We start from the raw sequence: 12,836 nt of genomic DNA on the forward strand, positions 1-12,836 counted from the left end.
CCGCCGGAATCAAGGCAGGAAGATGATTTTGTCCGCGCTGCCTTGATTCACGTCCTCATAGCACTGCACCCCATCGGCCAACGCCACTTCACGCAGGCCGGTGGGCAACGGCAACAGGCCTTCATCAAAGAATCGTCCGAACTGCTCCAGCATCACCGCGCACTGCTCGCAGTTGTAGAGCAACGAATTGATCCCCACCACCGAGCCACCTTTGCGATACAGCGCCAGGGCCGGCAGTTGTACATGGCCGTCCACCGGCGCGGCGATGATCGCGATGCGGCCGAACGGTGCCAAACCTGCAACGGCCGCCGGCAGCCAGAAACCGGTGGTGTCGAAGATCACATCGGCACCGCCCTTGAACACCGCATTGACCTGCGCACCGAGTTCTTCCGGTTTGCCCAAGGCAATCGCCTCAAAACCTTGCGCCTGCAATACCTCGACCTGCCCTGGTCGACGTACAGCGGCCAGCACCTGGACGCCACGGATTTTCGCCAGGGCCAGGGTGGCGCTGCCCACCGCGCCATTGGCACCAATCACCAACAAACGCGTGCCTTGGGTCACGCCACTGCGTTCCAGGGCATCCCAAGCGGTGGTATAGGGCACACCGAGGCTGGCGGCCTGGGCAAAACTCAAATGGCTGGGCTTATGCGCCACGCCCTTGGCCGACACGGTGAGGTACTGGGCGTGGGAGCCATCGGCGAAAAAGCCCAGGTCGCGGCCGGTTCCCCAGACTTCCTGGCCCAGCAGTGCCTGCGGCCCTTCCACCACCACACCGGCAAAATCGCGACCGGGAATGCGCGGCAAGGTGGTGTAGGGAAAGCGGCCGAGCACGTTTTTGACGTCGCTGGGATTGAGGCCGGCGGCCTTGACCTGAACCAGCACTTCACCGGCGGCCGGCACCGGGGTGGCGACGTCAACGAAGCGCAGGGCGGCGAGGTCGCCGGTGGCGGAAAATTGCAGTGCTTTCATGGCCAATATCCATCGAAGTTAAGAGAGAGATCAGGAGAACCAGGCGCCCACCAGCTGTCGGCCCATGGGCCAGAGCTTTTCACCCAGCAGCATGCCCATCAGGCCCACCAGGGCGATGGCCGGCGGTGCGGGCGAACGGAAATCCAAGGCGCCGTAGATCACGCCGACAAACAGGCCGATGGCGAGGGAAATCAGGTAGTTCATGGGGCAGCGCCTTGTGGGTGGATGCGCTCAATCTAGAGCGCTGAATCCTGAAGCATCGGCCAAGTGCTTCAGGATTTCGGCCAAACCCGTCAGCCGACGTACTGCGAAGGCGCCACGCCAAGTTCGCGGCGGAACATGTCGCTGAAACTGCTGGGGGAATAGCCGAGGGAACGTGCGATGGCACTGACCGGCTGGCCTTGGATCAGCTCCGCCACCGCCGTGGCCAATTGCACCTGGCGCCGCCATTCGGCAAAGCCCATGCCCAGGTTATTCTGGAACAGCCGCGACAAGGTACGCACACTGGCGCCGGCAGCTTCGGCATGCTGTTCGAACGGGATCTCCAGGGACGGCGCAGCCATGACCGCCTGGCACGCGCTGCTCAGCCGTCGGTCGGCGTCCACCGGCATGGCGATGCGCATCGGTGAACGGCGCGCCCGCTGCAGCTCCAGCAAAGCCAGGCTGACCAACGCTTCGTAATACGCCACATCGCCGTTATCGTCCTCGTCCACCAGTGTGACGATCAGCTCACGCAATAACCCACCGACTTCGATCACCTGCACCTGGCTGTCCAACGTGGCTGCCAGGGCCGGGCGCAGGTAGATGTTGCGCATCTGCAAATCCGACACCACGCGAATCCCATGTTCCACCCCCGGCGGCAGCCAGACGGCACGCTGTGGCGGCACCACCAGGGCCTCACACGGCGTCTCGACCCACATCACGCCGCTCATGGCATAGAGCAATTGGCCCCAGTCATGGCTATGCGGTTCAACGTACAGCCCGCGCGGATAAGTACGCGCCAAGGGCTGCACGGGGACGGCGTGATCACTGAGGTCGGGAGGCGCAGCCAGGGCCATGATGTACACATCAATCAAGGGTGAGCCGCCATGGTAATGACCACCGTTCGACAATCCGAGTGAATTTTTACGGGCCACGGAGATCATTGGCTTATACCGGCGCCGCTCGGAAGCGTGCGCTACAGGCTTGATCAAGGAGAGAGACCATGGATGCAATACTGTCGGTCAACGGCAAGGCACGGATCGATTACACCCAGGACACCCTGTTCGGGCCGATTACCCGGCATGTCGAATGCCAAGTGAGCTTGCAACACCAAGCTACCGGGACAGTACTGAAGGTATTCCAACCGCTGCCGGACGATCTACGTGATGCACAAACGGTGGTGTTTGCGCTGGAGGGACGGCGCACCCGTGGTGTGGTCAAGCATCGTCGACACCTGGCCGACCATAGCCTGCGGCTCGAACTCGAACGTCAATAGGAGCCGGCTGGCCGGCTCCCGCAAGCACGTCAGCCTTTGGCGGATTTGGCGCATTCGCACCCGGTCGCCGCCGCACACGGCTCACCATGGGCATGGTGCTCCGCACAGCCCTGACAGCAATAACCCTTGCCGTCCTTCATTACCGCGTCAGCTCCCAGCACACACTTACAGTGTGGGCAGGCACAGGTTTTATCTGGCATGGTCAGACTCCTTTTTCGTGGTCGTCCCGGTGCGGCGGGCGCCGGCACCTTAATGAGGGACTGCGGCCCGCCGGCGATGGTTCAAACCGTCAGTCGGCGCGGGTATTGCTGCGGTACATGAACAGCAGCGCCAGGGCCAGGCAGACCATCGCCACGATCCGCGCACCCGACAACTCAATCGCTGGATTGCCCAGCCAACCGAAGTTGTCGATCAACATGCCCATGCCCAATTGCCCGACGATCACCGCCACCGTCGCCACCGCCGTACCGACGACAGGCACCGCGCCGACCATCACCATCATGTACACCACACCGAACAAGGCACCGGTCAGTTGCCATTTCGGCACGTCCAGCAGGCTCACCGCCTGGGCCGGTTCAAAGAACAAGATCATCAATGCAGTGACAATCGCCCCCACGCCAAAGGTCACCAGGCTGCCGCGCAGCACGCCCACCGCCTGGCCCAAGCGACCATTGATGGCGGCTTGCACACTCAACACCGCACCTGCGGCGACCACCACGACCAGCAACAAAATCAGGTTCATCGCTTTAACCTCGCGCAATCAGAACAAGTGCCACCACAATCAACGCCAGGGCGATCCAGCGTTCGCCATTGACCCGCTTGCGGGCCGCGCCGAACCAGCCAAAATGGTCGATCAGCACGCTCTTGCCGACCTGCCCCGAAAGAATCGCGATCATGGTCATCGCAATACCGATATGCGGTGTGGCCAGGGTCAGTACCACCACGTAGATCGGCCCCAGGAAACCACCGATCAACTGCCAGCGCGGCAGCTCGGACAACGCCGGGCCTTTTCGCGGACCACTGAACAACAGCAGTAGAAACAGGATCGCCGAGCCCACGCCAAAGATGCTCAAGGTGGCCCACAAATGCCCGACCTGCACACCCAATGGCCCGAGCAGGCCGGCTTCAACCGACAAACCCATGCCAGCCAGGATCACCAGCGGCAAAAGCAGTAGCCGCAGGCCGTTTTTTTTCGGCTTGGCTGGCGCCACGCCCTCGATGGAACTTGCTTGCATACACCACCTGCACATCAACAAAGGATTGGATGGCGCGCATTATCCGGTGGCCGTGCTGTGCGATAAATGGGAGCATGCCAACAACACCTTTGCGCAAAACGCACAGCCTGGAGGCACGATGCAAGGCTTGAATGAACTGAGCTTCAAAGCGCTGCGCCTGTTCGTCGCCGTGCTGGACTTGGGCAGTTTCTCCGAAGTGGCACGCCGTGAGGGCCTGGCGCCCTCTTCCATCTCCCGGCAGATCCAACTGATGGAACAGGCCCTAGGCCAGCAACTGCTCTATCGGCACACCCGTGCCGTCAGCCCCACCGAGGCCGGGCGTTTGCTCGGGCGACATGCGCGCTTGATGCTGGAACAACTGGAAGCCGCCGGCCAGGCGCTGCAGGAACAGGAAAGCGAGCCCAGCGGCCTGGTGCGCATCAATGCGCCGATGGTGTTCGGCCAGCGCCATCTCTCCCCTTGGCTGGGCGAGTTGTGCCGGCGTTATCCGAAGCTGCAACTGGATATCCAGCAAACCGACACCTATGTCGACCCGTTGCAGGACGGTACCGACCTGCTTTTTCGGATCGGCGTGCTCAACGACTCCAGCATGCAGGCGCGCATCTTCGCGCCCCAACGCTTTCGCATCGCCGCGAGCCCGGCCTACCTGGCCCGACACGGCACACCGCAACATCCTGACGAACTGATCAACCACCAGTGCCTGGCCTACAAAGGCATTACCGGCCAGCAACGCTGGTTCTTCCGCAAGGGCCAGGGCGACTGGACTCCTTATAGCGTCAAGGGCCCGATCACCGGCAACCATGCCGACACGCTCACCTACGCCGCCGAACAAGGGCTGGGGCTGGTGGTGTTTCCCTCCTGGTTGATCGGAGACAGTCTGCGGGCGGGCACTCTGCAGGCGGTGCTGACAGAGTACGACGTGGCGACGACATTGGAGCCCCAGCAAATTGCGGCACTGTGGCCGGGGAGCCGGCGCCTGTCGCTGAAGGTGCGCACGGTGATTGATTATTTTGTGGAGTGTTTTGGAGCGGTGCCGTATTGGGATCGGTGACTTAGGCAGACGCGTCACTGAAGGCATTTCCCACTTCAAAAAGTAGTTCCGGTCTGATTTTACTGGCCAGTATTTTTGCGCTCAGAGCGTTGCGGCAGACTGAGGCAACTTCCACGATGGAGAGAGCCATGAAACCGACATGCGCAGAAATTACGGTCACGCTAGATCAAGCCGAGGCAGATTTTTCAAATCTGGTTCATCAAGCCAGTGCCGGGCAACCCATAACGATCACCCAGCATGGACGTGCACTCGCTAGGCTCATCGCCATAGAGCCCTCACCTCAGCCGCGGATCGGCGCGATGAAAGGTAAATGGGCAATACCTGAAGACTTTGATGCACCCCTTCCGGAGGATACGCTGAATGCATTTGAACGAAGGTCTTGTTGTCCAACCTGAACCGCCACTCAGAACACCCACTGCCCTATCAACCAGGCATTCGCCCCACTGATCACCGCAAACAGAAACCACGCCAGCAAGCGTGTCGGCAGCCGATTCACGAACGGTCCCATCAGTTGCTTGTCGCCGGTCATGCGGATCAGCGGATACAGCGCGAACGGCAACTGCAGGCTGAGCACCACCTGGCTGAAGATCAGCAATTTGCCGATAGCATCGTCGCCCATCAGCCATACCCCCAAAAACGCAGGGATCAACGCCAGGCCACGGGTGATCAAACGCCGTTGCCAGCAGGGAATGCGCAGGTTGAGGTAGCCCTCCATGATCACCTGCCCGGCGATGGTGCCGGTAAAGGTGGAGCTTTGCCCGGAGGCGAGCAAGGCAATGCCGAACAGGATGCTGGCGAAGGCACCGCCCACCAGCGGGTCAAGCAGGTGATAGGCGTCCTGGATCTCAACCACGTCAGTGTGGCCGGTCTTGTGGAACGCTGCGGCGGCAAGCACCAGGATCGCGGCGTTGACCAACAGCGCCAGGGCCAGGGAGCCGATGGTGTCGATGCGCGCCAACTTGACCGCGTCCTGTTTGCTGGCCAGGTCCTTGCCGATCAGGCGGGTTTGCACGATGGAGCTGTGCAGGTAAAGGTTATGGGGCATCACCGTAGCCCCGAGGATGCCGATGGCCAAATACAGCGGCGCAGCATCGCTGATAGCCGACAGTGACGGGGTGAAACCCCTGAACACGTCCGGCCAGTAAGGTTTGATCAGGACCAGTTCGATGAAAAAACACACGCCGATGGTCGCGACCAGCGCCAGCATGATCGCTTCCAAACGGCGGAAACCACGGTTCTGCAGGGCCAGGATCAGCAGTGTGTCAAAGGCGGTGATGACAATGCCGGTGGTCAGCGACACCCCCAGCAGCAGGTGGAATGCCAGGGCGCAGCCCAGCACCTCGGCAAGGTCGGTGGCGATGATGGAGATTTCCGCCAGCACCCACTGGGTGCGTGCAGACCGCTGGCTATAACGCTCACGGCAGAGTTGCGCCAGGTCCTTGCCGGTGGCGATACCCAACCTTGAACACAGGCACTGCACCGCCATCCCCGCCAGGCTGGCCAGCAGCACCACAAACAACAGGTTGTAACCGTAGCGCGAGCCGGCCTCGATGGCCGTGGCCCAGTTGCCGGGGTCCATGTAGCCGATGGAGATCAGCAGCCCAGGCCCGGCAAACATGAGGATGCGCTTAAAGAACGAAGCCTTGGGATCAACGGCGACAGAACCCGCCACTTCCGGCGGGCAGAACGGGGCGGTGGCGATTTTTGGCAGGCTGAATTTCACGCGGTATCCCAGGCAAACACACAAGACAGAGGCGCAGCTTATCAGTCGGACGCAACCGTGCGCATCACCGTGTCCCGTGGCAGGTCGAACGCCTCGACCACTTGCACCACCAGGTCCATCTCCTGGTTCAAGGCTTCACGCTCCATGCGCTGGCGAATCACGCCGATCACCAGCACCGCCAGGGTGGTGATCGAATACGCAGGGCCGGAAAACGCGCGCACGCCGCTCACCACCAGCATCGCCGCAGCTACCGCCTGCCCCACCACCGGAATCGCCGTGGCCGCACCGCGTCGCAGGATAAAACCGGTCAACCCGGCCAGCGCTGTACCGCTCAACGCAGTGGTGGCCGACCGACCCACGTCAAAACGCCTGAACAGCCCCTGCTCCTTTTGCGCGGCAGCTTTGAGTTCCGCGTCGAACACCAGCCGGTCCGCATGGCTGAGTTTGTCTTTGTACTGTTCGATGAGTTTTTCGGCGACCAGGGTTTCAAGGTCAGCCAATTCGACGGTATCGAGCGGTTCATCGAACTTGATGCTCAGCCGCTGCGCCACATCCTCAGCAATCTGGCGATAACTCACGCCATGGCCACGGGCCAGGTTCATAAAGGTATCGCCGCCCATGCGCTGCAACTCGATGGCCAGCTTGAGCGGCTCGCGCACGCTGGCGTCTATGGATGCACTGCGTTTTTGCGCCATCAACTCGGCGAGGAACTTCAACTCTTCAGGCCGCGCCTGGACCAACGCCGGGAACAGGTCCGCGTCCTCTTCGGCAAAACGCACTTCAGTACTGCGCTGGTCGGAGCGGATCATGCCGCGCCGCTCGTGCAGTAGGTCGGTGTACTGCACCACCGTCTGCAGCTGCGGCCAGTAAGCGGCGTGATCGAAAGTTGCCAGGTGCACATTGGTGACCTTGGCCTTGAGCGCCGGCGTTACCGGAATGGCATAGCGGCCGATGCAACGCTCAGTATCCGGTTTCAGGGCCAAGGCCCAGTCTTTGCTGGAGTGGCAATTGATCACACGGCCTTTTAGCGGCGCGGACACGTCATCCCACGGGCTGGACGTGCAGATCGCCCCACCCATCAACAGCAGGTTGTCCAACGGCAGCTCGCGGGCGGTATCAGGGCTGGCCAGCAAACTCTTGACCAGGATGCGCGCACCCAGGGAATGGCCGATCAGGTTGATGCGCCGCACTTCAAGGGATTCACCGTGCAGGTAGGCGGCCAGCTCCGGCAGCAGGCTCCTGGCAACTTCATCTACCCGCGCCTCGACGCTTTTATAGTGGTCGAGAAAGTAGGCAATCGCCTTGCCGACGCCCACGGTAGCCGCGCCCAGGCTGCCGCCGCCGAGCATCGCGCCGATCACGTCCTTGAACGGCGCGAACAGGTTTTCCAGGAAATGCCCCGCTGGCCAGAACAGCATCAGGTTGGTCGAGCCTTCGATGCCCGCCAACTGTGCCTTGAAGCTGCCCAGCTGTTGCCGATTGAAGAACGCCGAATAACCGTGGACATAGAGATTAAGCACATCACCCTGGGGCTCACCACACATCAAGAACGTGGGCTTGCGGGTGCGGTGCATTTCATCCCACTGGTGCTGCATGGGGCAATGACTCCTGGTGACAAGGGACGGCGATAGTAACAAAGGCCGGGGTTCAACGTGGTACCGCTGGGGGAAAAGGCACCGCATTGGCCTCATCATCCTTTCAAAACAGAGAGGCCGCCTTGGACTTGGCCAGGTAGCGCGCCGGTGAATCGCCCAGGTTGCGGCGGAACACTGAAGTGAACGCGCTGGAACTGCTGAACCCCAACTCAAACGCCACATCGGTGATGGACGAGCCATGACTGAGCCGCGCCGTCGCCTCCAACAGGCACACCTGTTGGCGCCAGGACACAAAGGTCATGCCGGTGCATTCACGAAAGTTACGGGTAAAAGTGCGCCGGCTCATGCTCGACCAGTCGGCCATCTCGCCGATGGAGATCTTCTGCGTCGGCGCCTCAAGGAAGCGCTGACAAGAACGGGCCAGACGCGCTTCGGAGGGCAACGGCGCACTGAGGGGCAACTCGGGCATGGCGCCGATTTCATCGATCAACAGGGTCAACACGCAACGGTCACGCACGCTGGGCGAGGCTGATGGCCCAATCGCCAACGCCGCTTCCAGCAGATGGCGCAACAGGGGCGAGACACCAAATACCTGGCAATAGTCCTGCAACCCTGCGCGCTGAGCGGCGTCGTCGTCCAGGTAAGTATTGAGCATCACCACATCGCCGCGCATGTGCATCTCATGGGAAATCCCGCCCGGCACCCAGATGGCGCGCTGCGGCGGTACGACCCAATTACCGAGGTCAGTGAACATTTTCAACGCGCCCGTGGATGCATACGCGAACTGCCCACGACGATGGGTATGACGCGGAAACACCGTACCGGACGGGTACTCGCGCAGCGTCACCACCGCTTCGGGGCTGTCGGGTTCGTAAGGAGAATAGGTAAAGGTCGGCGGCATGGCCCGATTTTGTCAAAGTATGACCTGACATAGCAAGCGGGCCACTACTCTGCCACCTAGAATCGTCGCTCCCCAAGTTGGGTTCATATCGAAGGGATATTCGGAAAATGAGTGTCAAAAACTACTTGGACGTACGAGTAGACGGCGCCGTTCTGATGGTGGGTCTCAACCGCCCGCAGAAGCGAAACGCCATGTCTCTGGAAGTCATGCACGAACTGCGCGACACCTTCACCAACATACCCGAGGGCATTGGTGCCGCCGTGCTCTACAGCACCAGCCAACATTTCTGCACGGGGTTGGACTTGTCGGAAATCCGCGACCAGTCGGTGATCGATAACGTCCAAGCCTTCCGCGAATGGCACAAGACCTTCGAACTGATCCAGTTCGGCAAGGTGCCCGTCGTCGCCGCCATTACCGGTGCCGCCATCGGTGGTGGCCTGGAGATCGCCACCGCTTGCAGCCTGCGCGTGGTGGATGACAGCGCCTTCTTCTCGCTGCCCGAAGCCATGCGCGGCCTGTATGTGGGTGTCGGCGCCTCGGTGCGTTTTCCACGCATCGCCGGCATCGCCCTGATGACCGACATGATGCTCACCGGCCGCACGCTCTACGCCAAGGAAAGCTATGAGCGCGGCGTGGCCCAGTACCTGGTGCCGGTCGGCCAGGCGGTGCTCAAGGCCACCGAGTTGGCGCACAAGATCGCCGGCAACCTGCCCATGACCAACTACGCAGTGACCCACGTGCTGCCGCGTATTGTCGATCAAAGCCAGCAGGACGGCCTGATGACGGAAGCCTTGATTGCCGCCGTGGTGTCTTCCGACATCCGCACACAGGATCGCCTGGCGGACTTCCTGGATCGCAAGAAGGACAAGATCCAAACCGCGCCTGCGGTGTAACTCCCGGTCGTGAACGTTGCCGAGCGCACCTCGGCAAACCATGGATGGCCTTCACAACTCACTCTCAACCCGGTGAAACCATGTTTCAGCACAGCACTCAAGACGATCTTTATCGCAGCAATGACGCGACCGATGAACGATTGATCAAAATCGAACGCAGCTGGCACAAACGCGCACAGATCAAGCTCGATTCCCAGCGCCCGGATATCCAGCTTGACCTGCAGGCGCCGGACTTTCTCGAGGCCCTGTTACCTTTCGCCCATGATCCGCATTACCAGCAATACCCCCACGCCCTGAAGCTGCTGATCCTGTCGGCCGGCTGGGTGATCTACAACCAGAAAACCATCGCCATCGAAACCGAAATCATCTGCCCGTCCTGCATCGACCTGCTGCAGCTCGGCTCGCGCCTGAGCTCCGCCAGCGCCGCGACGATTTCCGAAACCCTGGCGGATGAGGCTTATCACACACTGTTTTCGATCAACATGTGTGAACTGGCCATCACTCAGCGCGGCATGCGCATCAAATGGCCGGAGCTGGAACTGACCCGCCACCTGAGCCAGGCCCAGGCCACCCTGTCCGAGGCGGACTTCAAGATCTACCGCCTGGCCTTCTCGCTGGTCTCGGAGACGTTTATCAGCGACTACCTGGCCGACCTCAGCGACGCGCCAGACATCCAGCCGGTGTTCCGCCACGTGGTGGCCCTGCACAAAAAAGACGAACTGGTGCACAAGCACATCTTCCCGCTGTTCGTGCAGCAGGTGGTCGGTGACTTCACCGCGCAGCAAACCGCCTTGTTCACCCGCGGCATCGCCAACTCGATCCGAATCTTCCCGATGCGAGAGATTTCGGCGTGGCGAATCATCCTGCCGCAACTGCTCGAAGTGTTCGGCGATCAATCGCTGCTGCTACCGACTCAATTTACCGAGACCGGCGAAGCGGACTACTCGGCCATGCCCGAGATCCTCAGCTCCATTGGCATACACCCCGAAGCGGTGCTGCCCGAGCTGCCAGTGATGAGCGAACCGGCCACCACCGTTTAAAACCAGCGTGCTGCTGACCAATACAAATTCAATAGAGTAATTGTCATGTGTGGATACATTGGCGTCTTTGCCAAACAACCTCGTGCGTTCAACCCGAACATGTTCGATGCCGCCCTGCGTGCCATCCACCATCGCGGCCCGGACAGTTCCAGCCAATGGTTCGACCCCAACGGCCAGGCCGCCTTTGGTTATGTGCGCCTGGGCCTGGTAGGCCTGGGTAACGGCACCCAGCCTATCGTGGCCGACGAAGGCGACCTGGTGATGATGGTCAACGGCGAGTTCTATGACTATCAACGCATCCGCGCCGAACTGGAAAGCTATGGATGCCGCTTCAAGACCTCGTCCGACAGCGAAATCGCCATGCACCTGTACCGTCGCCATGGCGTACGTGGCCTCAAGCAACTGCGCGGCGAGTTCACCATCCTGATCTTCGATCGCCTGCGCAAAAAGCTGTTTGCCGTGCGTGACCGGGTGGGCGTCAAGCCGCTGTACTACACCGAGCATGAAGGTGCCTGGTACTTCGCCTCCGAAATCAAAGCCTTGCTCGCCGCCGGCGTGCCCGCACAGTGGGACCACGAAGCCTACGCCAATCGCGGTTTTATCCTGCGTGACCGTACCGTCTTCAACAACATTCGCAGCGTAAAGCCGGGTTGCTGGATCATCGCCGATGAAAGCGGCCTGCAGACCGAGCAGTACTGGGACTGGGACTTCCCGGATGCCCAGGACACCGAACAGCGCAGCGAAGCCGAGATGATCGAGTCCCTGCGCAGCACCATCGAAGAGTCCGTGCGCCTGCGCCTGCATGCCGATGTACCCGTCGGTGTGTGCCTCAGTGGCGGCCTCGATTCATCGGCCATGCTGGGAATTGCCACCGAGCTGACCGGCCAGCCATTGCAGGCATTCCACCTGTCCTTCGAAGGCGAGCAGGCCTACGACGAGCGCCAATTCGCTGAAGTGGCCGCCCGACATAACCGTGCCCACCTCAACGTGCTGTCGGTGAACTCTTCCGACATGGCGGATAACTTCGAAAATGCCCTGTGGCACGCCGAAATGCCCTTCGCCAACGCCCATAGCGTGGCCAAGTACCTGTTGTGCAAATACGTGCAGAACCAGGGCATGCGCGCCGTACTCACTGGCGAAGGTGCCGACGAAGTCTTCGGCGGCTACCCGCACTATCGTCGCGACATGGTGTTGTACAACCACGAAAACCAGGACCCGACGGCGATTGCCGAACTGACCCGGCGCCTGCATGCCAGCGAGGACCGCTACCTGCCCGGCGGCAAAAATGATGTGAAATGGGTGCAGGACGAACTGGGCCACGGCGTGTCCTGGTTGCAAACCCAGTCGGCGTTGTTCGGCCCCCTGGCGCAGTTGTACAGCGATGACTTCCGTGAGCGCTTCAGCAATACCGATGCCTATCGCGAATTCTACGACCGCCTGAGCCCACGGGCGCTCAACGGCTGGGAACCGGTCAACCGTTCGTTGTACATGGTCGCCAAGTCCAGCCTGCCCAACGTGGTGCTCACCTCCCTGGGCGACCGCATGGAAATGGCCGGCAGCCTGGAGGGCCGTCCACCGCTGCTCGATCACCAAGTGATCGAGGCGGCGTGCCGCCTGCCGGTGAACATGAAAGTGCGCGGCGCCACCGAGAAATACGCCTTGCGCGAAGCCATGCGCCCTTACGTGCCGCAGGCTGTACTGGACCGCAAAAAGCAATACTTCCGCGCTCCACCGGCCTCCGAAAGCCCGCAATCGAAGCTGTATGAAATGATCAACGACGTGTTGAGCGGCCCGGCATTGCACAACGTGCCGTTCTTCGATCCGCGTAAAGTACGCGCCTTGCTGGCAACCCTGCCAAGCTTGTCCACCGCCCAACGCGCTTCGGCAGATAACCTGCTGATGGAAATCGCCGGGCTGTGCCTGATGCAAAAACGCTTCGCCTTGAATTGACT

15 protein-coding genes are annotated in these 12,836 nt (G+C 61.1%); 6 read left to right on the forward strand and 9 right to left on the reverse strand.

The window, feature by feature from the left end; translation table 11 throughout:
• Window positions 1–9: 9 nt before the first annotated feature.
• The 3 genes from ACP7BX_RS25650 to ACP7BX_RS25660 form a co-directional block, all read right to left on the reverse strand.
• Window positions 10–969, reverse strand: coding sequence for a quinone oxidoreductase family protein (locus tag ACP7BX_RS25650; protein ID WP_426127871.1), 960 nt, complete (start codon window positions 967–969; stop codon window positions 10–12).
• Window positions 970–999: 30 nt separating this feature from the next.
• Entirely contained in the window at window positions 1,000–1,173 is a 174-nt protein-coding gene (locus tag ACP7BX_RS25655; protein WP_080642457.1) for a DUF1427 family protein, read from the reverse strand.
• Window positions 1,174–1,262: 89 nt separating this feature from the next.
• On the reverse strand, window positions 1,263–2,027 hold the full coding sequence (locus ACP7BX_RS25660; protein ID WP_314532462.1) for a helix-turn-helix transcriptional regulator: 765 nt from the start codon (window positions 2,025–2,027) through the stop codon (window positions 1,263–1,265).
• A 146-nt stretch (window positions 2,028–2,173) separates the two neighbouring features.
• Between ACP7BX_RS25660 and ACP7BX_RS25665 the strand changes: the two genes are divergently transcribed.
• Window positions 2,174–2,446: a hypothetical protein gene (locus ACP7BX_RS25665; RefSeq protein WP_314532335.1), complete on the forward strand. Its 273-nt coding sequence runs from the start codon at window positions 2,174–2,176 to the stop codon at window positions 2,444–2,446.
• A 29-nt stretch (window positions 2,447–2,475) separates the two neighbouring features.
• Here ACP7BX_RS25665 and ACP7BX_RS25670 read toward each other — a convergent pair whose 3' ends face one another.
• The 3 genes from ACP7BX_RS25670 to ACP7BX_RS25680 all read right to left on the reverse strand — a co-directional run bounded on the left by ACP7BX_RS25670 (window position 2,476) and on the right by ACP7BX_RS25680 (window position 3,681).
• On the reverse strand, window positions 2,476–2,646 hold the full coding sequence (locus tag ACP7BX_RS25670; protein ID WP_016977247.1) for a metallothionein: 171 nt from the start codon (window positions 2,644–2,646) through the stop codon (window positions 2,476–2,478).
• A gap of 89 nt (window positions 2,647–2,735) precedes the next feature.
• Entirely contained in the window at window positions 2,736–3,188 is a 453-nt protein-coding gene (locus ACP7BX_RS25675) for a DMT family transporter (RefSeq protein WP_314532331.1), read from the reverse strand.
• A gap of 4 nt (window positions 3,189–3,192) precedes the next feature.
• Window positions 3,193–3,681 carry a DMT family transporter gene (locus tag ACP7BX_RS25680; protein ID WP_033901583.1) on the reverse strand — a complete coding sequence of 163 codons (489 nt, stop codon included), beginning with the start codon at window positions 3,679–3,681 and terminating at the stop codon, window positions 3,193–3,195.
• Window positions 3,682–3,799: 118 nt separating this feature from the next.
• On the opposite strand from ACP7BX_RS25680, the gene ACP7BX_RS25685 reads away from it, so the two are divergent.
• Both ACP7BX_RS25685 and ACP7BX_RS25690 read left to right on the forward strand, forming a co-directional pair.
• Window positions 3,800–4,732 (forward strand): LysR family transcriptional regulator, encoded by a 933-nt coding sequence (locus ACP7BX_RS25685; protein ID WP_061449448.1) that lies wholly within the window; start codon window positions 3,800–3,802, stop codon window positions 4,730–4,732.
• Window positions 4,733–4,860: 128 nt separating this feature from the next.
• Entirely contained in the window at window positions 4,861–5,127 is a 267-nt protein-coding gene (locus ACP7BX_RS25690) for a type II toxin-antitoxin system Phd/YefM family antitoxin (RefSeq protein WP_426127867.1), read from the forward strand.
• Between the two features lie 8 nt (window positions 5,128–5,135).
• Here the strand turns inward: ACP7BX_RS25690 and ACP7BX_RS25695 are convergent, their stop codons facing one another.
• The 3 genes from ACP7BX_RS25695 to ACP7BX_RS25705 all read right to left on the reverse strand — a co-directional run bounded on the left by ACP7BX_RS25695 (window position 5,136) and on the right by ACP7BX_RS25705 (window position 8,951).
• Window positions 5,136–6,455, reverse strand: coding sequence for an Nramp family divalent metal transporter (locus tag ACP7BX_RS25695; protein WP_426127865.1), 1,320 nt, complete (start codon window positions 6,453–6,455; stop codon window positions 5,136–5,138).
• 41 nt (window positions 6,456–6,496) lie between these two features.
• Complete coding sequence (locus ACP7BX_RS25700) at window positions 6,497–8,050, reverse strand: DUF726 domain-containing protein (protein ID WP_426127863.1); 1,554 nt, start codon at window positions 8,048–8,050, stop codon at window positions 6,497–6,499.
• Window positions 8,051–8,153: 103 nt separating this feature from the next.
• Window positions 8,154–8,951, reverse strand: coding sequence for an AraC family transcriptional regulator (locus ACP7BX_RS25705; protein ID WP_177110818.1), 798 nt, complete (start codon window positions 8,949–8,951; stop codon window positions 8,154–8,156).
• Window positions 8,952–9,058: 107 nt separating this feature from the next.
• On the opposite strand from ACP7BX_RS25705, the gene ACP7BX_RS25710 reads away from it, so the two are divergent.
• The 3 genes from ACP7BX_RS25710 to asnB all read left to right on the forward strand — a co-directional run bounded on the left by ACP7BX_RS25710 (window position 9,059) and on the right by asnB (window position 12,834).
• Window positions 9,059–9,844: a crotonase/enoyl-CoA hydratase family protein gene (locus tag ACP7BX_RS25710; RefSeq protein WP_177110817.1), complete on the forward strand. Its 786-nt coding sequence runs from the start codon at window positions 9,059–9,061 to the stop codon at window positions 9,842–9,844.
• A gap of 80 nt (window positions 9,845–9,924) precedes the next feature.
• Entirely contained in the window at window positions 9,925–10,884 is a 960-nt protein-coding gene (locus ACP7BX_RS25715; RefSeq protein ID WP_033901590.1) for a diiron oxygenase, read from the forward strand.
• Between the two features lie 45 nt (window positions 10,885–10,929).
• Window positions 10,930–12,834: an asparagine synthase (glutamine-hydrolyzing) gene (gene asnB / locus ACP7BX_RS25720; protein WP_269133733.1), complete on the forward strand. Its 1,905-nt coding sequence runs from the start codon at window positions 10,930–10,932 to the stop codon at window positions 12,832–12,834.
• Window positions 12,835–12,836 lie beyond the last annotated feature (2 nt).

This window comes from Pseudomonas sp. DWP3-1-3b3, from assembly GCF_049896305.1.
GTDB lineage: Bacteria > Pseudomonadota > Gammaproteobacteria > Pseudomonadales > Pseudomonadaceae > Aquipseudomonas > Aquipseudomonas azotoformans_A.